This is a genomic window from Microcoleus sp. T3_B1 (genome assembly GCF_036700445.1).
In the GTDB taxonomy this organism is placed as follows: domain Bacteria; phylum Cyanobacteriota; class Cyanobacteriia; order Cyanobacteriales; family Microcoleaceae; genus Microcoleus.
On record NZ_JAUBOX010000015.1, the window covers coordinates 53,757 to 75,365 of the forward strand.

The window sequence follows — 21,609 nt, forward strand, 5'->3', positions numbered from 1 at the left end:
ATTTATGTAATTTTATAGCCCTGCATCTGTATCTTTGTCGGGCTATCAGGTGTTATTAGTGAGGTTCTTGTACTCCTCAGATTGGCGGATGTCATCTAAAATAGATTCCGGCTGGGCAGGTTCATCAGGACAAAATTCTAATTTAATTACCTCGATTGTGCAGTAGCCAGTGCTTGTTGCCACACTTAGAGATGCTTCTATTCTTAGTTTGCCTTTTTGCCAGCCTTGAGAACCAATCTTTAGAAGCTGACAATCTATTCCTTGAGAAGGAAAAATCCATTTACTCTCAAAAACACTAACGTTTACTCCTCCCATAGAAAAATCAAAAAATAAATCAAAAAATATTGGATTACCCTTCCTCGATCCATCGTGTCTTTTGTTCAGCCTTTCCGCAAGTTTATTACTCATTAATTCTTTAAATCTATTAACTGTAAAAGTATCTTTGTGAATCAGTAAAATATCTGTTTCGCCGTCTAAATTTTTAAACTTAGCGTTCATATTTGTTTTGTTTTTGCACAACTTATGATAAATTATCATAATTACTTGTATTAGTCAATACCGATTTCAAAGCGAGTTATATTTGAATTTTACATATGGAATGAGTGGGTTTGTACGACCTCATGTTGAAAAATTGGTGCGACTTGAGAGTCAGAAAAAACTTGTTTTTGCCGGTTCAGTTTCCGCCAGCAACTTACCCCGCGAAATCACATACCGAACCGCAGCGCGCCTCCTAATTGCATCATAACAATCCTCAGCATCCAACACAATCAAATTTGCAGGTTTCCCCACCTCTATCCCATAATTATCATCTCCCAGATTGAGAGTTTTAGCACCGTTGACAGTCACCATATTAAAACAAGCTGCAATCTCAGCCATTCCCGTCATCTGACAAACATGAACCGCCATATGAGCGACATCCAACATATTTCCCGTACCTAAACTATACCAAGGATCTTGCACGCAGTCGTGGCCAAAACTCACATTCAATCCCTGCTGCCACAACTCCTTAACCCGCGTCACCCCACGGCGTTTGGGATAAGTATCAGCGCGGCCTTGCAGAGTGATATTAATTAAAGGATTGGCAATAAAATTAATTCCCGATTTTGCCAAACTTCCCATCAGCTTAAAAGCATAAGCATTGTTGTAAGAACCGAAAGCCGTCGTGTGGCTAGCCGTCACCCGCGAACCAGCCCCGCTTCTAATCGCACAAGCTGCTACAACTTCCAAAAATCTCGACTGTTCATCATCGATTTCATCGCAGTGAACATCTATTAATCTATTGTATTTTTCAGCAAGTTCAAATATTCGCTCAACCGACTTCACCCCATCTTCCCGCGTCAACTCATAATGCGGAATCCCGCCCACAGCATCCGCACCCATATCCAGAGATTTCTCTAAAAGTTTGTCATTTTCTGGACTTCCGTAAATCCCGTCTTGGGGAAAAGCCACAACTTGCAGAGTCATCCAATCTTTGACTTCTTCACGAACTTCCAAAAGTCCTTGCAAAGCCGTCAGAGTCGGTTCGCTAACATCAGCGTGACTCCTGACAAACAAAATCCCTTGAGACGCTTGCAGCCTTAAAGTTTCAACAGCCCGTTTTTTGACATCATCCAGAGTCAAACATTGCTTGCGTTCCCCCCAGATTTGAATACCCTCGAACAAAGTGCCGCTTTGATTCCATCGCGGTTCCCCCGCAGTCAAGGCCGAATCGAGATGAATGTGCGACTCCACAAAAGGAGGACTAACTAAATTGCCTTGAATGTCGATTTCGCGTTCGCCAACTTCTGAGATGTGCGGCGAAACGGCGACTATTCGCTCATTCTCAATAGCAATATCAACCGTTGGGCGATCGCCCGCACCTAACAAACGACATTCGCGCAGAACAATGCTATACTTTTGCTCAGGCATGACAATTGCACTTAATTTAACACTTGTAAACTTTATCCTTCAAGCGTGGCGATTCCGCCTAGTGAGACAAAAAGAATTCCCCAATCACTTGCGAACCCCCTCCTTCTCCCCCTCTGCGTCCTCTGCGCCCTCTGCGGTTAAAAAATCTTACTCAAAAATCACCAAAAAGAAAGCGCAACTACCAATCGCCAACATCAGACAATCTCAAACTCCAGATTGTGATTTTTCACAAAATCAAAGGTAAAATGGTCAACCACATTAGTATCGCTCAATTCCAGATTGTAAAAATCAACAAAATCCGCATCAAAATACGGCCCAGCGTGCCAAGTCCCCACATCTAACTTAATAAAACAATTGCCCGGAATCCGAAAAGCAGCCATATCCTCTAAACTCGGTTTATCGCTATCCCCAGGAGGCGCAACCGCCATCAACCAATCCTTCCCCTCCAAAGAACCCAAACACTGAGTACATTGAACGTGCCGCGTAATTTTGCGAAACTTGCGACCTTCCTTATGGAGTCGCATAATGTAAAATCTAGGAACACCATTTTGCAAATTTAACTGAGCATCCTCAGCATCGAAAGACTTGCCATCAACAGCCGCAAAGATAACTTGACCGTAACTCCGAAAATTCTCCGGTGTCACCCATTGTGCGGACAACTGCTTAGTTGAAATTGATTCGCTCATAAATACCAACATCCCCTCCCTGCTTTCCATGAAAAACATTCTAATACAGTAACTCCTCTCTCTTCTCTTCTCTGCGCCCTCTGCGTCCTCTGCGGTTAATTAAATAAAAAAATCTAGTTCGCTTTCTCGATCGCCCAAAACACCCTTACAATCAAACTCAGCACACTGCTGCAAAAAACGAGCCGGAATATCAGGCCGAGCACCCCAATGCAAATGCAAATAAGAAGCGTGCACCTGACAAACTCCCCAACCTTCAGCAACCGCCTCAACCTCCCCCCGCTTCCCATACCTCCAACTGTGATAAACTGGATTACTCGGTTCAACAGTTAAATGCGATCGATGAAACTCATGTCCCCAAACCTCATCAAACGCAGTTAACACCGAACTATCCCTCACAGCCACAGCTTCTCGGTATCCCAGCGTCAAACGCTTTCCCATCGCAGCAGCAGTTTCCAACACTCCCGCCCCGGGCCAAGAATTGCCATCGAAGTCTACAATAGAATCACACAAATACATCAAACCGCCGCACTCCGCATAAGTCGGCATTCCCGAAAAAATCGCCTTTCTTACCGCATCCCGAATTAAAACATTACCGCTCAATTTCTCAGCAAACACTTCGGGAAAACCACCACCAAAATATAACCCTTGCACATTGTCAGGAAAAACCGAGTCATCAAGGGGACTCCAAAATACCAACTCGGCACCCAACTCTTCCAACAAATCAAGATTGTCCTGATAGTAAAAATTAAAAGCCCGATCGCGCGCAACTGCAATCCTCACTCCAAATTGTTTTCCCAAACAGTTGACAACATCATCTTTTTGAGTTACAATTCCCGAAGGGAGACTGTGCCTACCTGAAAGTTGCTCTGACCCCTCACCCCCCCCATTTCGAGTTGCAGCCAACAAAGGCAAAAGTTGCTCCCAGTCAAAACTAACAGCAGCCAAATCAGCCAGTTTATCGATCGCACCATGAAGATTCGGCAACTCTTCAGCCGGAATCAAACCCAAATGTCGATCGGGAATAGTAACAGCCTCATCCCTACGCAAAACGCCCAAAATAGGTAAATTGAGCGGTTTGAGAGCATCTTGAAGCAGTTCCAAATGTCGATCGCTTGCCACCCGATTTAGCACCAAACCAGCGAATTTAAGGTCAGGGTTAAAAGAACGAAAACCGTGGGCGATCGCAGCCACAGAACCAGAGAGCCTGCTGCAATCTATCACAAACAATACCGGCAAATTCAGCAAAGAAGCAACATGAGCCGTAGAAGCAAAGGAAATAGAATAGTGTTGTTTTCCTTCTGGCTTCCTTAAATCCGTTAAATCCGTTAAATCCTTTACATCTCGTACAACCGTTGCCGAACTTCTATCGGTTACATCGGTTACATCCGTTACATCCGTTGCCGAACTTTCTTCTTCTTTCTTCCGAGAAACCCCATCAAATAGTCCCATCACCCCTTCAACTAAGGCATAATCGACATCTTGAATATGACGAGAAAAACACTTTTTTACATAAGATTCAGACGTTAATACCGGGTCTAAATTCCTACAGGGGCGACCAGTAACAAAAGCATGAAACATGGGGTCAATGTAATCCGGACCTACCTTAAACGATTGAACATTCAAGCCGCGACGGACTAAATAAGCTAAAAGGGCGATCGTTACAGTAGTCTTTCCCGCACCGCTGCGTTCGCCAGCAATTACTAAAGCCATAGTTCTAGTTAGTTAAAATAAATAATAGATAAGATTGCCAAAGTCGCTTTCCAATCAGGAAATTATCTGCGTTTATCTGTGTTAATCTGCCTTGCATCTGCGGTTTCTGTATCAATCAAAGATTTATGCAATCCTTCCTCATAAAAATAGACAGTTGATCAAGTTATGAGTATTGCTCTCGAACCGCTCAAATAATAACTATTTAACGAACCGCGAAGACGCCAAGAGCGCGAAGGAAGAAAAGAGAAGAATAAAAGTAGGGCAGACATTGCCTGCCCCACTGAATGTTAACTCAATCCGTCTTGCTTATTTTTTTCTCCTTTCTCCTGATTCCATCCATCCGTTACATCCGTTACATCCGCTACACAATCCGTTGCCGAACTTCTTTTTACTGTTTAGCCAACTTCAGCATTTGAGCCGTCACTGCCAAACTTTCTTCGTAAAGCACATCTCGGCCCCAACTCTGGAGGTGCTGGCCCAGCAACTGTTCCGTCACCTGATCGAACAGAGGACTCACCTGGTTAAACCGATCGGTTTGAGCGCCGCCCTTCGTTTCCATCCGCATACAGCCGCCCGCTTCCGAACACAGAACTGTACCGCAGTCAGCCTTTTCGTTTGTAGAATTCAAACGCACAGCAATCAAATCGCCCGCGACATCGCCCGTATCAGCAGTAGGAATAGCAGCCAACTCGGCTTCGACAACCCGTTCGTCGGGCCCCGCGAATTTAATTCGCTTGATTTGGTAATCGCCCTCTTCCTGTTTGAAAGCAACCGGACGCCACTGAAGCCGGCTCGCCAGCCAACCCAAATACATCAGCGCTTGAGTAGAATTGTCCTGTTCGTAATCGATCGTCACCCGATCGATTTCCCGAATCGCAGCGCGACGTTCCGGGGCGTCAAAAGCCTCAGCAGCCAACTCCTGCCATGCGGCCAGCCGGCGCCAATTGAGATCCGCGATCGGAATTCCCTCTTCGATCAGACTTTGCATCAACAGCAATTCCGCTTCACACTCGGCAAAGCTGCTAGAGTCAACAATCACAGAACTGCTAATTGTCGCCAGCCGTTGGAATAAACCTCGATCGGCATCGGGATTCGCCTTCCACCACAGCAGCGTCGGCAAATCACCGATAGTCAAGGCCGTCACGATGCCGCTCACCCGTTCCAGCGCAGCTTCCGTACCCCGCAGCGTAATGTACTCGCAGCAGATCAGATTGCCGCTGGTGCGCTTGTGAACCGGACAATAAGCAGCCACTTGAGCCTGCACGCCCGTATCTTCCCCCGCCGTCGGGCACAGAGCAATAATCCGGCAGGGATTGGCAGCCACGATCGCGTCAGCCACCCCCGAACCCCCGGAACCCAAGCCACTCGATCCCATCTCCTCGCCTTTTGAATTTTTGCGAGCCACTTCTTCCCGCAAAGTCGCCAGCAATTCCGCGTTAGCTTTGCCAGTTCTCGGCAGCCCGTAAGCTTTTTGAGCCGCCCTGATGCTAGATGCCGTCATCGGCCCGGTAATACCGTCCACCGGCCCGTCGTAAAACCCCAGATCCGCCAATAACTGCTGAGTTTCTTCCGGTTCGTAGACTACAAAAGTAAAAGTTGTTGCCCTAGTAGCGATCGGAAAATCGCCCTTAGACCCCGATTCTCTGTAACTTTCCCAAATTTGACTCAATTCGGCCTCTATTTGGTCGATCGACACATCTTTAGGACTTTGTAGCGAAACCAGGGGCGGAGCTTTCATCGGTGTCATCGTCATAAATCTTTTCTCCTTTCTTATTAGTCAGTTGTCAGTGGTCAGTTGTCAGTTTTCAGTTTTCAGTTTTCAGTTTTCAGTTGTCAGTTTTCAGTTTTCAGTTGTCAGTTTTCAGTTTTCAGTTTTCAGTTTTCAGTTTTCAGTTGACTGCCCACTACCCACTGCCCACTGCCCACTCACAACTGACCACTGACCACTGACTAATAACTCTTAAAGTCTTCGCCACTTACGACCGTCTCTGTTAATTAGCAGTTCTGCTTCCGCCGGTTCCCAAGTACCCGCTTCGTATTTAGGAACCAAATCTGGGTCGGTGGAGGATTCCCAATCCATCAGCGCCGGCGTTACCACCCGCCAAGCTTCTTCCACTTCATCAGAACGGGTAAACAAAGTTTGGTCGCCCAGCATACAATCAATTAACAGGCGATCGTAAGCATCCGAAGATGTCACCCCAAACGAAGAACCGTAACTGAAATCCATATCCACCGTCCGCGTCCGCAAATCCGGCCCCGGCATTTTCGCCTCAAACCTCAGCGAAATCCCCTCGTTCGGATGCACGCGCATAGTCAAAACGTTAGGAGTAGTTTGTTGGGCCGCAGACTGAAAGATTAGCAGCGGAACTTCGCGGAACTGAATCGCAATTTCGCTAACTTTTTTCGGCAACCGTTTGCCGGTTCGCAGGTAGAAAGGCACTCCCTGCCAGCGCCAGTTGTCAATCATAAACTTCATCGCCACAAAAGTTGGCGTTGTCGAGTTGGGAGCAACCCCCGGTTCATCGTGATATCCCGGCACGGGTTTGCCCTTCATCCAACCTGCGGAATATTGACCCCGAATCGCTGAGAACTCCAAGTTATGCAAATCTGCCAAGCGAGTTGCTTGCAGAACTTTCATCTTTTCGGTGCGGATGCTGTCAGCGTCGAGCGAGTTCGGCGGTTCCATCGCCGTCAGACAGAAAATCTGCATCAAGTGGTTTTGCAGCATATCCCGCAACGCCCCAGAGGATTCGTAGTAACCCGCCCGGTCTTCTACGCCTACTGTTTCTGCAACTGTAATTTGTACGTGATCGACAAATTGCCGGTTCCACAGCGGTTCAAAAATCGCGTTAGCAAACCGGAACACCATTAAATTCTGAACAGTTTCTTTACCCAAATAGTGGTCAATCCGGTAAACTTGCTGTTCTTGGCAAACCTTCTGCACAACTCGGTTGAGAGCTTTTGCCGAACTCAAGTCCCGGCCGAAGGGTTTTTCAATTACCAAGCGGTTTTTGACTGGATCGGCCAGCATTTGAGCCGCGCCCAGTTGCCTAATTGCTTCTGGGAAAAAGTTCGGGGAAACTGAGAGATAAAATATGTGATTGCCGCGAGTTCTCCTTTCTTCGTCGAGTTCCGCTAAGAAAGCTTTGAGTTTTTGATAGCTTTCGGGGTTGTCAATGTCGCCCGGACAGTAGTACAAACCTTGAGCGAAATCTTGCCAAAATTCTTCATTGCCAATGCCGCCGCCAAATTCTTCAATGCCTTCGCGCATTTGCTCTCGGAAGTAATCGTGACTCCAAGGGCGGCGGGCTACTCCCACGACGGTAGTTTCCGGTGGCAAGCGTCGATCGCGCTTCATCTGATAAATTGCAGGTACCAGTTTGCGCTGGGTGAGATCCCCAGAAGCTCCGAAGATTACCAGAATTTGTGGTTCCGGCACCCGTTCTTTTCGCAAACCGACGCGCAGTGGGTTTTCAAGTATTGCGACCATTTCTTATTTTGCTCCTTCCATAGCTGTCAACCTTACTGATAAATCCTGAATTATGGCTTCATATTTAGCCGTCAATTCTTTAATTTGAGCCTGATACTCAGATTTTATTTCGGCTCTGATTTCTTCCCTGAGTTCAGCCTTAAGTTCCTCTCTGAGTTCTCCCCTAACCTCCTCGCGAATTTTGTTCCTCTCAAAAGCCAGTCGAACTTCCCAATCCTTATCCCGCTGTAGCAGTTCAGCTTTTAGCTGCCTATTCTCTGAGCGCAACTGCTCTAACTCTAAAGCCACAGCAGCAGCACGCCTATCCCTTTCTCTGTTTTGCTGTCGGATTTGCTCTCTGAGCCGCTGATTGTCCGATCGCAACTTCTCGACTTCCGAAGCACTATCTTTAGGCGTTCGCCCGTTTCCGTTTGAAGGAAATCGCCGCTCTACCAGGCGCTGAACTGCTGCACCAGTGGGCATACTATTAGGCGATAACTCCAGAGCTTCTTGCCAAATTTCGAGTTGTAGCTCTGCGGGTAATCCTGTTAGAGGACGGACTTGATTTTCCTTTGTCGGAATTTTGAGACCAATTGGTCTCAAATTTTCGACAACCTGCGCTGCTGAAATAAATCGATCTGCTGTCCGTCTTCCGATGCCCCAGTTGTCAAGGCAATAAGCCTCAAAAGTCTTGTGAGTTTCACGGTACAGTTTCTCTTCCCGAATCTCATCAAGGGCTTTGCCAACTTCGTAAAATATCTGAAGTCCATGTTCGACAATGGATTCTAGTTCTTGAAGCCTTGTCCGTTCAGCTACATCAAGTTGGGCAGTGCCATATTCGGTTTCTACTAGGGTATTGATAGTTTGCATGGCAATTCCTCAGCGGTCGGAGATGGAAAATTCGAGTTGGAGCTTCTGGCGAGATTTCTGCTAGAGAAGGCAGTTGATTTTCCTCTGTCGGATTTTTGAGACCAATTGGTCTCAAATTTTCCCGGTTCGAGATTCAAAACTCAGCGCCAAGAGCCAAAGTAATCTGGATTTGATTTTCCTCTGTCGGATTTTTGAGACCAATTGGTCTCAAATTTTCCCGGTTCGAGATTCAAAACTCAGCACTCAAGAGCCAAAACAATTATCTATTCCGACTCCTAAATGCTTCTGCCTTCAAGGATACAGATATCTGTCTAGGCGACGGGTGACAACTTCTGCACTTTCTCTTGCAAGGAATCCATCAGGGATTGGAACGGGGTGACGAATTTATCAATCCCGTCCAAGAGCAAGTCTGCCATCACTTGGTCCAAGTTGATGTCGATGTCGGGATCTTTGAGACTTTCGATCAGCGTGTAAGCTTCTGCAACATTGTTCTCAATCCGGGGTGCGACATCGCAGTGATCGAAACAAGCTTCAACAGTGTTCGGCGGCAAAGTGTTAACGGTGTCGGGGCCGATTAGTTCATCGACGTACATGACATCGCTGTAGTTGGGGTTTTTGGTGCTGGTGGAAGCCCACAGCAAGCGCTGTACTTTCGCTCCCTTGGCCGCTAAAGCTTGCCAGCGATCGCTCGCTACGATCTCTTTATACTTCTGGTAAGCTATCTTGGCATTGGCGATCGCAACTTTCCCCTTGACTGCTTCCAGTCTGGCTTTTGTGGAAATATCTGTGACATTTTTGAGTTTCTCATCAATCTTGCCATCGATATTGATGTCGATCCGGCTCAAGAAGAAACTGGCCACAGAAGCAATATTGCTCACATCCAAACCTTTAGCCACCCGCGCTTCCAAACCGCGAATGTAAGCCCAGAAGGTTTCGACGTAGCTGTCAACCGAGAATAGTAAAGTCACGTTAACGTTAATCCCTTCGCTGATGACTCGCTCGACTGCGGGCAAACCTTGAGCGGTTCCCGGAATCTTAATCATCACGTTTTCTTTGCCGAGGGCTTGGTAATAGCGTATGGCTTCGCTAATCGTGCTTTCTGTGTCGTTGGCGATCGTCGGTGGCACTTCAATGCTAATGTAACCGTCTAAACCCTTCGACTCTGCGTAAACTGGGGCGAAGATGTCGCAAGCGTTGCGGATATCTTCAAATACCAGAGATTCGTAAATCTCCATTACAGATTTACCCGCCCGGATGCCAGCTTCGATATCCGCGTCGTAAATCACATTACCTGCGATCGCTTTCTCGAAAATAGCCGGATTAGATGTAATCCCGCGCAGTCCCCGACTTTCAATCATCTGTTTGAGTTCGCCGGACTCGATCAGATCGCGAGTCAAATTGTCCATCCAGATACTTTGGCCAATTTCTTTGATTTCTAACAGGTGATTCGTTGGTGTTGCTGTCATTACTGTAACTCCTACAATTTGATAGCTGTTAATTGGGACTTGGAAATTGGAAATTGAAAATTGGTAATTGAAAATTGGCAATGGGGAATTGGTAATTGGGAGTCGAAAGTTATCAGTTAAAACCCTCTTCCTTATTCCCTCTTCCTTATTCCCTCTTCCCTCTTCCGACGGACATCGGACTGACATCCGTTACATCCGTTACATCCGTTACACAATCCGTTGCCGAACTTCCTTCACTTTTGGACTGTTCTAGGATTGCGCGATCGATCTTGAATAAAAGACTCGACCATCGCTACATTTTCTTTACTCCCGACAATCAAGGGCGATCGCTCATGCAGTTTGGTCGGCACAACATCTAAGATGTCTTGAATGCCCGTACTTGCCCGCCCGCCGGCTTGCTCCATCAAAAACGCCAAAGGAGCCGATTCGTAGAGCAAACGCAATTTGCCTTCCGGGTTTTTCACCGTTCCGGGGTACAAAAACACGCCTCCCTGGAATAAAATCCGGTGAAAATCTCCCACCAAAGCCCCGCCGTACCGGGCGGTGTAGCCTTCGCTGCGGTGTACGTAGCGAATGTAGTCCCTCAAAGATTCCTCCCACTGCCAGAAGTTGCCTTCATTAACGCTGTAAATCGGGCCGCGATCGGGAACCTTAATGTTTTCGTTAGCTAGAATAAACTCGCCCAAACTGGGGTCGAGGGTAAAGGAATGAACACCCTGACCGATCGAATAAACCAGCATGGTACTGGGGCCGTAGAGTACATAACCAGCGGCAATTTGTTTGTGTCCGTGTTGCAGCAAATCGGAAGCAGAACCGTCTTCATCGTCCCCCTCTTGCTTGCGGATGCTGAATATGGAGCCGACATTGAGATTGATGTCAAGATTGGAAGAACCGTCTATGGGGTCGTAGAGCAGACTGTAACGCCCGATCGGACAGTTTTCGGGAATGTAGTAGGGTTTTTCCATTTCCTCGGAAGCCAAGCGGCAGACAAGTCCGCTTTGCTGGAATACCGAGATAAACACTTCATTGGCATAGATATCCATCTTTTTGACGGATTCTCCCTGCACGTTCACAGCCCCTGTAAACCCTAAAGCATCTTCCATTAACCCGGCTCTGCTGAGCCGCCTCGCGATCAGCTTAGCCGCCAGCCCGATGCGATTCATCAGGGCACTGAGATCCTGAGCATCTGCTGAAAAGCTGTGAAGTTGCTGGAGTACGTGACGGGATAGAGTTGTGCAATCGCGGTCTAAGGATTGCACCTGATCTATCGGGCCCAGGCGGGTTTCCCCTGTCGGCGCGTTTACCATGATTTTGATGTCCTCCCTGTCTTGCGGCTTGCTAGTTGGGGATTTTCAGGTGCAAGGCGTTTGCCCCTGAATCGGCTTTTAGGTCGATCGTCCCCCAAGTTCTATCTTAGGAAGGGTTTTGCGATCGGGCGTCGAACTTTAGGTGAATTTTAGATCCCCATCGAAAATTGAGGAGTTCGATCGACTGTTGAGTCGGGCTCTGTATTCAAAATAACTAAATTTTTTAATTAACCGCAGAGGGAGAAAGTGTTGGCTTCGGGATGTAGGTTTGCTGTATAGCAGAAGGAAGTTCGGCAACGAATTCTGTAACAGATTTAACGGATGGAAGTCAAACGATTTTAGATTTACGATTGATTTAGACCACCTGGGGCGGGGCTTGAGGATTTTAGATTCGTTATGAGCGCGATCGCTCAAGATTGTATCAGACGAGCGATCGTACTTTTCTAAAACAACTTTTGCTGCCCATTAGGTCTTGAATTACCTAAATATATCTGCTTGGAACCCGTGGAAATGTTAATCAAGCCCAAATCTTGCAGGCGATTTGTTAAATTTGATATTGTTACGCCAAGTTCGTCAGCCATTGCATAGAGGTGAGGCCAGTTTTGTAAATTACGTCCCCTTCGCTTCTGTTCCAAGATATATCGAGGCATTAACAAACAGCTAGCAAAATATTGCGCTTGCCATTCAATATCAACTTTACTATTTAATGTAGTTTGAAAACGACTTTTATCAATACTGCGGCACAAAAATAGCTGTGGAGTAGCTGGGCAGTTTAGAGGTAGTTCGAGCTGCTTTACAATACCATCAGCTTCATCTTGATTGACATGAAGTACCCAGTGTCCTATTTCATGAGCTATTGTCGATTGTTCCAGCCCTTTATTTTTTTTGATCTCTGTGAACAGTTCATTAATGGTAATTAAACGTTTTATTGGTTCTATTTTAGCTGCTATTATTCCCTCATTGTCGGGTGGTATTTTGTCCCAACATACACGGATTTCCAGAGCATCAGCCACCCGAGAAGCTTCAAAAGGCCACGTGGGGGGAAAACCTTCTTTTTGCATCTTCATCAACACCTCATTAGCCTGATCTTCGATCTCTTCTTTTTTTAAGAATCTTACTGGCTTAAATAAGTTCATTTTTTCTTCTCCTCACCTTCTACGATTGTTATCAAACCTATGGAAATATCATTTGAGCTAGCCTTTACCTTGGTAAATCTGTTTGGAACCTTTTGGGATGTAAATCCAGCCTAAGTCTTGCAGGCGATTACTCAAATTTGATATTGTTACGCCAAGCTCGTCAGCCATTGCGTAAAGGTGGCGCCAGTTTGTTAAATTACGTCCCCTTCGCTTCTCTTCCATAATATATCGAGGCATTAACAAACAACTAGCAAAATATTGAGCTTGCCATTCCACCCAATTCCCCTGGTTATTCAAAATGTACCGATCGAGTTCTTCGCTAGCAAGGCGACACAAGAATGTATCTATATTTTTTGCAACATTAGAATTCATCTTCCGCTGTTCAGATAAACTTTCAACTTCAGCTTGGTTAACTTGAAGTACCCAGTGTCCTATTTCGTGAGCAATTATTGAAGAGTCAAATTTATTCTGAAATTTGGAAATATATTCATTAATAATAATCGTGCGTTCTTGATGTAAAATTTTAGCTACAATTGGCCCTTCTTCATCAGGAGGAATTATAGCATAACAAATACTAACTTCTAGAAAATCAGCTACACGAGTGACATCAAAGGGCGATTTAAGAATAAAATTTTTTGCTTGCATTCGCTGCAGAATTTCATTAGCACTGCGTTCTATTTCCGCTTTGGAAAAAAAACGATAGATCCGTAGTTGTTTCTCTAGCTCTGAAATTTGGGCTTTGAGGGTAGCATTTTCTTGTTGCAGTTTTTCGAGCTGCTCCTCCCGTGCTTCTACGAATGAGTCAATACCAGGATTTTCCCGCACTCGACGGAATAAAGCAGGCATTTCCTTGTAATTCGCCCTGACCATTTCCTCAAGAGCTTCAGTGTCATGTTCGGTCATGCGACCGCCTAGGTAGATCAATTCCTCTGCGTTCAACTCTAGATGCTTTGCTAACGAGCGGATGACCTTCTCACTTGGCTCAACGTGGTCATTTTCCAGTTTTGAAAGGTAGGTGTAGTCCACTCCTACCTTTACAGCCAGTTCCCTCTGACTCAATCGCTTTTTCCTGCGGGCTTGCCAAATAACCGCACCAAAACTTTGACCTTCTTGTTTATCCATAGCCACATCCGATTTACTAACGAGATTCCCTAAGCCCACTGATTTTAACGTTGCGAGCATTCAAAGGGTGTGAAAGCTACAACCTTTACCTCATAAGGGTTTCAATACTTTTATTGTCGAGCTACTACCCAAATTGGTTAATCCACCATAACTTATAGGTCGATCGTAGCTGATGTTGAATAGCTATGTCAACACACTTTTTTATCTCTCGACCCCTTGACATAATTTTTCATGTTGCATATACTTTCAACACAATAGGATTTTAGCCAATATGTTGAAATTATATATCAACTATGACTGGCATCCCTCTAGTTGTTGAGTTACAAAGCTTTATACAGGAGGCAAAGTATGAAAAAACAGCAATCGAATCCGGATCAACTGTGCTTCTCAATCGGCCGACCCCTGCCACTGCTGCTGGAAGAAGTGCAAAAGACGAGCCGGAATCCAAACGTCAGGAAGGCTGTCGAACAAATGCTAGAAGGCTTGCGTACTTTGGAACTAGCCAACCAGACTGGAATTTCCAAGTCAGCTAAAGCCAAAGAAGCAATTCACGCAATTCTCACGAAATGAACCAATAACTGCCCTCTATTATAGAGGGCTCAGCCTGTGAAAAAAATTTGGGCATTTGCCAGTTATAATCTCTGGTTGCAGTTTGCTCCACCAGTGGGAAAAGAACACTTACACTGCGATATGAAGCGCGGTTTTGCCAAAGCACTCCAGCGAGAACCTCAAATAGCAGCACTGTTAGCGACTGACACCCAACCTCAGAAAATTGGACTGCTGGCACAAAGAGGAGTTTATGAATTTCATCAAGCCCCTGAACTGTTATCCCGAAAAGATGGTGCACAGCAAGTAGCAGAAATGCTGAAATTAAATCAACAGTCAGCCGTGGTTGAGGAGCGAGTAAAGCTCATCTTACAAAATTACCAGCAGCATCCTATTCTTTTTGGCAAGAACATCATTCAATTGAGTCGAGGTGATGAGGGATTTCCCCAAGCAATTATAATCAAGCAGGGGAATTATCTGTTTAACTTCTATGCAGCAATTGACTGCATTTTTGTTGAGTCTGATGGCAGGCTGCACATTTTGGACTTCAAAACAGGTAAATCTGATTTTGACAGACGACAGGCATACATTTACTTGCTAGCAGCCAATTATTTGTACCCGCAACAACCAGCTATTGCCTCATTCTACAATTTGGAGACTGGCAAGCAGTCTGACCCAATTAGCGCAACTGCTGGTACACTCAAAGCTTTTCAGATCGAGTTAGCACTAATTGCTCAAAAGCATCAGAAACAGTTAAAGCTTTACAGAGATAATCCTGCTGATTTCAGTATGATTTTTCCAGCCAATCCAGGTTTTAGCTGTGGCTACTGTTCCTTTAATTCAATTTGTCAATTTTCTTCTGTATCAGAGGTTGCTGCATGACTACTGCTCCCGTTCAAATTTCTCGGCAATCAGCCCCATCTCCAACATATCTGAGTGAAATTTTCCAACTGAGTATTTCTCAACCAAACTTAATCTGCTTTCGACTAAGCCCAGAAGTCGATCGCAAGATTGGCAATCGATTTAGCTGGCGTTTCAGTCAGAAATTTCCTGATGTGATTGTCATTTGGGAAGATAAATGTTTCTGGGTTTTAGCTAAACCAGATCAACCAATGCCGAACGAAGGTGAATGGCGAACAGCACTGAATGAAATTCTAAAAGAGCTGAAAAATGATATTGGCGATCTATCCTACTCAATTCAATGGGTAAATCAACCAGAGCCAACAGCTTGTATCTGTGCTCAACTAGCTGTGAGGCTATTACAAATCAGGCGAACTTTCTCACCTGCTGACACTGTTTGGTCTAATGGTTCTGTTGCAGTCAAGCGTGAAGTTGACTTTTGGGCCGAAACTTTTGCACTGCAAGGAATTCTATACCCAGCACTGGTTTTAACACCTCACAGCTACTTTACTTTTAATGGTACTCTCTCTGATTTCTATGAAAATCATCCTTACCGACACAAGCCTCAAGAGCTTTTGAGTGGAATGAAAGTTCGAGTCATTGAAAGTAATAGTTCGGCCACCATTGTTAATCTGCCAGGAATCATTGGGGAACGTAGAGAAGAATTGATTGAGAAAGCGACTGGTTCAACTAGCAAAGAAAAACTCAGAGAAGCACCTGAATATCAACCAGTAGTAGCGGTTCAGTTTGGCAAGGATACAAAAGAATTTCACTATCCAATGGCCGCTCTTTCTCCTTGTATTACCAAGAATACAGATCACAAATTTGATGTGGAATATGGAGATTTACTCAAGCATACTAAAATTCCATACCTAGAACGAAAGAACTGTTTAACCTCGTACAAACAAAAGGCTGGAGAACATCTAGCTGTTTATGGTTTTCAGTTAAGAGATAGTATCAATAGCCGTCAGCATCCCAACATATTCCGAAGGCTGCCATTTAAGCTTGATGAAACAAAACTACTTTTCGGAAAAGACAAGTCCGGTCAAAATGTTATTGGCAAAAGAGGTGAAGTCTTAAAGGGACTCTCTAGAGGTGGTGTTTATCGAAAACATAAGGAATATGAAGAAGATCCATCGAGAGAAATTCGCATTTCAGTTTTAAAAATTGGTAACTTTAAAGTCAATTCTTTCTTCCTGGAACAAATCTCTCAGCGGCTCAAACTATACAAATTTGAAAGCATCCCTTTGATAGATCGAGAGACCAAAAAGATTGATGAAGATAGAGTAAAGGTAGTTTTGACAGATGGCTTGAGCCCAGATGAGGCTAAAGCCCGAGTGGAACAAGCGATAGATGAGTTATTGCCAATTCCCCCGGATCTGGTTTTGACATTTCTACCGCAGAGCGATCGCCATGCTGACAATAGCGAGGATGGCAGCTTTTATGCTTATATATCTTCGCGCTTACTTCGCCGTGGAATTGCTAGCCAAGTCATTTACGAGGACACGCTGAAAGATACTAGCAATCACGGAAATATCCTCAATCAAGTCATTCCTGGAATTTTGGCAAAATTGGGAAACTTGCCTTTTATTCTAGCTGAACCTCTGGAGGTTGCGGATTATTTTATCGGCTTCGATATTTCCCGAACTCCCAAAAAGAAGGGAACTGGAAGCCTAAATGTCTGTGCAAGTGTCCGTCTCTACAGTAAACAAGGAGAGTTTATTCGCTATCGGCTAGAAGATGCTCTTACAGAAGGTGAAGAAATCGATAAAAGAACTCTAGAAAGGTTTCTCCCTGCTGCTGAACTCAGTCGCAAAACTGTACTAATTTACCGTGACGGTCACTTTTGCGGTAGTGAAATCAAGCATTTACGGGAACGATCGAAAGCCATTGGTTCCAATTTTATTCTAGTGGAGTGCATAAAGTCAGGAATTCCCCGACTTTACAACTTTGAGCAGTCAGTTTTGAAAGCACCAAAAAAAGGGTTATCACTTTGCTTGTCTTCCCATGAAGTGATTTTAGTTACAACTGAAGTGAAATCTGAGAAAATGGGTTTACCTTATCCCCTGCGTTTGAGGGTTATTCCTGATGAAGGACAGCAAGTATCACTTGATAGTGTAGTAGAAGCTACTCTTAAACTTACCTTACTACATCATGGAGCCCTTAAAGAGCCGCGCTTACCTGTACCGCTATATGGCTCCGATCGCATCGCTTATCGTCGTTTACAAGGGATTTCTCCGGGTGCATTGGATGGGGATAAACAATTTTGGCTGTAAGAGCGATCGCCCCTAAATCAACTAATATACAGCTTTTCGATCACACACTAGATTTTTTGTCAAGGTAACTTAACAGGAGTCACGCACCCCACAAAAGAAACCGGGTTTTTTACCGAATCTGCGCGCTGCAATCAGGTATTTTCCTAAAAAAAACCCGGTTTCTGGACTCCCATGCGTCAGCCCTACTTAATTAACTGGAGACTTGTGATCCTTGAGTATCGAGGCCGATCGCCCTTACATCAGCCTTCACCCCAAATTCCCCCAAGCAGCGACCATTTCCCTCTCAACCGCCTCAGCGTTAGCCACATCCGTTAAAGCTAAAAGTGTTGGCCCGGCACCGCTAATTACCATTCCATAGGCCCCTGCATTCAGGGCGGCTGGTTGCACCGCTTCATATCCCTGAATCAGAGATTGGCGGTAAGGCTGGTGAATTTTGTCTGGGAGGGCGCCGCGCAGCCAGTTTTCATTCCGAGTTTCCAAAGCCCGCACTAGGGATATTACACTGATGTCCCTTTGAATATAAAGTGTAAAACTCCAGGAGTGCTGACATTTGTTCTCTCAATCTAGATATCTCTACATCCAAGGGAGGGAGTAGTTTCTCAAGGTGGCGAACCTCACTAAACCACAGTTGTAACTCGGGTTTGAGAGTTGCATAGAGCGTTTCGGGACAGGAGAGTAATATTGCTGTTATTATCTCTGCTACGAATGGCTGTTGCTGCCACTTCCCTACAACAGACATTGCATCCCCGTCATCGCTTGACAAGCATTGGTGAACAATATCAAACAGTGAATTTAACTGAATAGCTGCCCGTAATTTCTCAAGTGTCTGTGCCACCTCTGACGAGGTATTCACCATAGTTGTGAATTCAACAGGCCAATGGTGCAGAATGGTACTGACAAATGAAGCAATTGAATCGGGTTGCTCTTTTCTCACAATGTCGGGGAGTATTTCTGCAAAGTAAGTAGCAACACTACGCCACTGATGTAAATCACAAGCAACATGAAAAAAGGTTTCTGGCAACCTTTCACTCTTCTGCAATAAAATATAACCTCGACATTGATTAGTGACTGGATCGACAGGTTCAAATGCTTGCCATAACACAGGCAGAGAAACCCAGTGAGGTGGATATTTGAAACGGGCAACATCCAGCAGAAGAACTAGATCCCGCTGTCGATGATAGCCACCAATTGGTGAAAAGTGACCATCACCCGTTTGTCCCAATACCTTTCGGCTGTAGGAAACAACTAGATGAATATCACCTGACGCCCTAGTCACCTCCTCAACTGCTTGCCGAAAGTTTTCCAAGCTGCTTTGGTGGTAACGGTTAGGTTTTACAACAGCACCGTTGCAACGTGCTATACAGACAAACTCATCAAAGGTGATACCGTTTTCTTTAATGACTGAAAGAGGTAAGCAACAGTCTAAAAACTCCTCTCCATACCATCTCCACACCCCTTTCCAAATGCGACCTGGGTCGATGGATAAGGCATTAAGAACAACAACTAAACTACCCAATCCACAAAAAGCGGGTTCTGCTTGAGTATGAAACTGTTCCGCTAGAGCAAAATACCCTTCCATACCTCCCAATGCCAACGCTTCTCGAAATATTTGCTTTCCCTCTACGGAGGAAAAGGCAATAGCAGAATCGGGGAGTGAACGACGATAAAACCCTTGAGCAGACATTGAGTGTTTTAACCCTTATTGCTTCTGGTGCTAATAAATATTATGCAACATCGTCACATTGATAATGATGAATGCACTTATTTACTAGTTTTTTGATTTTAGCAATAAAACGCTGCGAAGGTTGGACTTTCGGGGTGCCAATTTAAAAAACGTGATTATTTGCGAGGGACGGCTAGGCATCAATCTGATGAAATAATTCGCCAATTTGCCACAGAGTGAGCGGTATACAGCTCGGATAAATCTCACATCTTGCACCCTTCTCAATAACAGGCAAGATGCCTGTTCCACAAAGAGTGATTTTTTTTGTGGAACAGGCATCTTGCCTGTTCATAAAAAGCTTATTGAAAATGGTGCAATATCTCAGATAAATCACCTTTTTCTGAATATCCTCAATCACGCGATGTTTTATAAGAGTCGGCTCAAGAGTTGTAATAGTTGCAATAAATCCAATTTAAATCGGTGATTTGGGTTGGCAATGATCTGGTCGATCTTCAGGGGATTTATATTGACGTTGCTGATAACAATATGGAAATTACCAAATACCTTAAAGCGCCCCTTTTTGCTCCCTTGTTGGCTGGCAGAACCAGCCATTTCGTCAAAATTACTATCAGTTATCTGCTAATTTTATAGCCGCACAAAGGAGAGGTGCGTCACAGTTAATTTATCGTGTTTACCGTTGGGTGGGGGCGGGTTTTTGAGATGGTTTGTTTTAGCTTGAGATTGTTGGTGAACCCGCCCCTACAGGGACTGCAAAAAATTGGAAAAATGTAAAATTTTGTATATGAACTGACCGAAGTTGCGGAAAATAGACGATAGTTGATGTTCAAGAGATTTCAAGCCTCCGCGAAAACAATTTTTAATCAGGTAATAAAATGGTAGTAGCAGCACCTGTTCAATCCGGCAGTCAGTCGATTTTTCAAACTCGCTACGACAACTTTATCGGTGGCAAGTGGGTGCCACCGGTGAAAGGGAAATACTCGGAAAACCTGTCTCCAATTACAGGAAAATCAATTTGTCAAATCCCCCGATCGACCGCCGAGGATGTAGAATTGGCACTGGATGCTGCCCACGCCGCGAAAGACAAGTGGGGTAAGACTTCCCCAGCAGACAGGGCGCGGGTTTTGCACAAAATTGCCGATCGCATCGAAGAAAACCTCGATCGCCTCGCCATCGCCGAAACCTGGGACAACGGTAAACCAATTCGCGAAACCCGCCTCGCAGACATACCGCTGGCGATCGACCATTTCCGCTACTTCGCAAGCTGCATCCGAACTCAAGAAGGGTCGATCGGCGAACTCGACGGAACCACCGTCGCCTACCACTTCCACGAACCCCTAGGCGTTATCGGACAAATTATCCCCTGGAACTTCCCGATATTAATGGCCGCCTGGAAACTCGCCCCAGCCCTCGCCGCCGGAAACTGCGTCGTGCTCAAACCAGCAGGCCCCACCCCCGCCTCAATCTTGGTACTGATGGAAATCATCGCCGACTTAGTACCAGACGGCGTTATCAACGTCATTAACGGGCCCGGCGCCGAAATCGGCAAAACCCTCGCCACCAGTCCCCGGATTGCCAAAGTCGCCTTCACCGGCGAAACCACCACCGGCAGGCTAATCATGCAATACGCCTCCCAAAACGTCATCCCCGTCACCCTAGAACTCGGTGGCAAATCTCCCAACATTTTCTTTGAAGATGTCTGCGCCCAAGATGATGAATTCCTCGACAAAGCAGTGGAAGGATTAGTCATGTTTGCCTTCAATCAAGGCGAAGTGTGCACCTGTCCCTCCCGCGCCTTAATTCAGGAGTCAATCTACGATCGATTCATGGAAAGGGCGATCGATCGCATCCGCCAAATCAAACAAGACAACCCCTTAGATCCGACAACCGCCCTCGGCGCCCAAGTCTCCATCAACCAGATGGAAAAAATCGCCGAATACGTCAAAATCGGTCACGCCGAAGGCGCAGAATGCCTGATTGGAGGCGAAAGAAACATCTTACCCGGCGACTTGCAAGACGGCTATTACTTCCAGCCAACAGTCTTCAAAGGAAACAACAAAATGCGAATTTTCCAAGAAGAAATCTTCGGCCCAGTATTAGCAGTCACCACCTTCAAAGACGAAGCCGAAGCATTAGAAATTGCCAACGATACCCTCTACGGTTTAGGTGCCGGAGTTTGGACTCGCGACATCAACACCGCCTACCGCATGGGCCGCGCCGTTCAAGCAGGCCGCGTGTGGACAAACTGCTATCACCTATATCCAGCCCACGCAGCATTCGGCGGCTACAAATCATCTGGAATCGGCCGCGAAAATCACAAAATGATGTTAGATCACTACCAGCAAACCAAGAATTTGTTAGTCAGCTACAGCCCGAAAGCATTAGGTTTCTTCTAAGATTTTAGTCATTGGGAAGGAAAAAGGAAGAAGGAAAAACTTCAATGATTCGCGAACTCCTTCTTTCTCTCTTTCCTCTCCTTCTCTGCGCCCTCTGCGCCCTCTGCGGTTCATTAAAAAAAATCTCATTCACAAA

17 protein-coding genes are annotated in these 21,609 nt (G+C 45.5%); 4 read left to right on the top strand and 13 right to left on the bottom strand.

Annotation, left to right across the window (positions count from 1 at the left end; all coding sequences use genetic code 11):
• Positions 1–45 precede the first annotated feature (45 nt).
• From QT990_RS10875 to QT990_RS10925, 11 genes are all read right to left on the bottom strand, one after another.
• Positions 46–498, bottom strand: a complete 453-nt coding sequence (locus tag QT990_RS10875; protein ID WP_333142124.1) for a KGK domain-containing protein — start codon at positions 496–498, stop codon at positions 46–48.
• A 150-nt stretch (positions 499–648) separates the two neighbouring features.
• Positions 649–1,908: a cytosine deaminase gene (gene codA, locus QT990_RS10880; protein WP_333142123.1), complete on the bottom strand. Its 1,260-nt coding sequence runs from the start codon at positions 1,906–1,908 to the stop codon at positions 649–651.
• A 194-nt stretch (positions 1,909–2,102) separates the two neighbouring features.
• Positions 2,103–2,594: an ureidoglycolate lyase gene (locus QT990_RS10885; protein WP_333142122.1), complete on the bottom strand. Its 492-nt coding sequence runs from the start codon at positions 2,592–2,594 to the stop codon at positions 2,103–2,105.
• Positions 2,595–2,693: 99 nt separating this feature from the next.
• A complete protein-coding gene (locus QT990_RS10890; RefSeq protein WP_333142121.1) occupies positions 2,694–4,304 on the bottom strand; it encodes a cobyrinate a,c-diamide synthase in 1,611 nt (536 codons plus the stop codon).
• Between the two features lie 388 nt (positions 4,305–4,692).
• The gene (gene opcA, locus QT990_RS10895; RefSeq protein ID WP_333142120.1) at positions 4,693–6,057 is read right to left on the bottom strand and encodes a glucose-6-phosphate dehydrogenase assembly protein OpcA; all 1,365 of its coding nucleotides are present in this window, start codon (positions 6,055–6,057) and stop codon (positions 4,693–4,695) included.
• A 207-nt stretch (positions 6,058–6,264) separates the two neighbouring features.
• The gene (zwf, locus tag QT990_RS10900) at positions 6,265–7,794 is read right to left on the bottom strand and encodes a glucose-6-phosphate dehydrogenase (protein WP_333465235.1); all 1,530 of its coding nucleotides are present in this window, start codon (positions 7,792–7,794) and stop codon (positions 6,265–6,267) included.
• Between the two features lie 3 nt (positions 7,795–7,797).
• Entirely contained in the window at positions 7,798–8,643 is an 846-nt protein-coding gene (locus tag QT990_RS10905; protein ID WP_333142118.1) for a hypothetical protein, read from the bottom strand.
• Between the two features lie 311 nt (positions 8,644–8,954).
• A complete protein-coding gene (gene tal / locus QT990_RS10910; RefSeq protein WP_333142117.1) occupies positions 8,955–10,109 on the bottom strand; it encodes a transaldolase in 1,155 nt (384 codons plus the stop codon).
• A gap of 233 nt (positions 10,110–10,342) precedes the next feature.
• Entirely contained in the window at positions 10,343–11,416 is a 1,074-nt protein-coding gene (fbp, locus tag QT990_RS10915) for a class 1 fructose-bisphosphatase (RefSeq protein WP_333142116.1), read from the bottom strand.
• A 443-nt stretch (positions 11,417–11,859) separates the two neighbouring features.
• Positions 11,860–12,552, bottom strand: coding sequence for an ImmA/IrrE family metallo-endopeptidase (locus QT990_RS10920; protein WP_333142115.1), 693 nt, complete (start codon positions 12,550–12,552; stop codon positions 11,860–11,862).
• Positions 12,553–12,609: 57 nt separating this feature from the next.
• Complete coding sequence (locus QT990_RS10925) at positions 12,610–13,674, bottom strand: helix-turn-helix domain-containing protein (protein ID WP_333142114.1); 1,065 nt, start codon at positions 13,672–13,674, stop codon at positions 12,610–12,612.
• Positions 13,675–14,022: 348 nt separating this feature from the next.
• Here QT990_RS10925 and QT990_RS10930 point away from each other — a divergent pair, with 348 nt between their 5' ends.
• The 3 genes from QT990_RS10930 to QT990_RS10940 are packed head-to-tail and all read left to right on the top strand — an operon-like array spanning position 14,023 to position 17,396.
• A complete protein-coding gene (locus QT990_RS10930; protein WP_333055735.1) occupies positions 14,023–14,244 on the top strand; it encodes a hypothetical protein in 222 nt (73 codons plus the stop codon).
• 36 nt (positions 14,245–14,280) lie between these two features.
• Positions 14,281–15,102 (top strand): PD-(D/E)XK nuclease family protein, encoded by an 822-nt coding sequence (locus QT990_RS10935; protein WP_333142113.1) that lies wholly within the window; start codon positions 14,281–14,283, stop codon positions 15,100–15,102.
• Entirely contained in the window at positions 15,099–17,396 is a 2,298-nt protein-coding gene (locus QT990_RS10940) for a Piwi domain-containing protein (protein ID WP_333142112.1), read from the top strand. Before QT990_RS10935 ends, QT990_RS10940 begins: the two co-directional genes overlap by 4 nt.
• A 246-nt stretch (positions 17,397–17,642) precedes the next feature.
• Here QT990_RS10940 and QT990_RS10945 read toward each other — a convergent pair whose 3' ends face one another.
• Together QT990_RS10945 and QT990_RS10950 are read right to left on the bottom strand one after the other, a co-directional pair.
• Entirely contained in the window at positions 17,643–17,876 is a 234-nt protein-coding gene (locus tag QT990_RS10945; RefSeq protein ID WP_333142111.1) for a hypothetical protein, read from the bottom strand.
• Positions 17,860–19,080 (bottom strand): phytochelatin synthase family protein, encoded by a 1,221-nt coding sequence (locus QT990_RS10950; protein ID WP_333142110.1) that lies wholly within the window; start codon positions 19,078–19,080, stop codon positions 17,860–17,862. The genes QT990_RS10945 and QT990_RS10950 overlap by 17 nt, the downstream gene beginning before the upstream one ends.
• Before the next feature lie 872 nt (positions 19,081–19,952).
• Between QT990_RS10950 and exaC the strand changes: the two genes are divergently transcribed.
• A complete protein-coding gene (exaC, locus tag QT990_RS10955; protein WP_333142109.1) occupies positions 19,953–21,473 on the top strand; it encodes an acetaldehyde dehydrogenase ExaC in 1,521 nt (506 codons plus the stop codon).
• Positions 21,474–21,609: the final 136 nt, after the last annotated feature.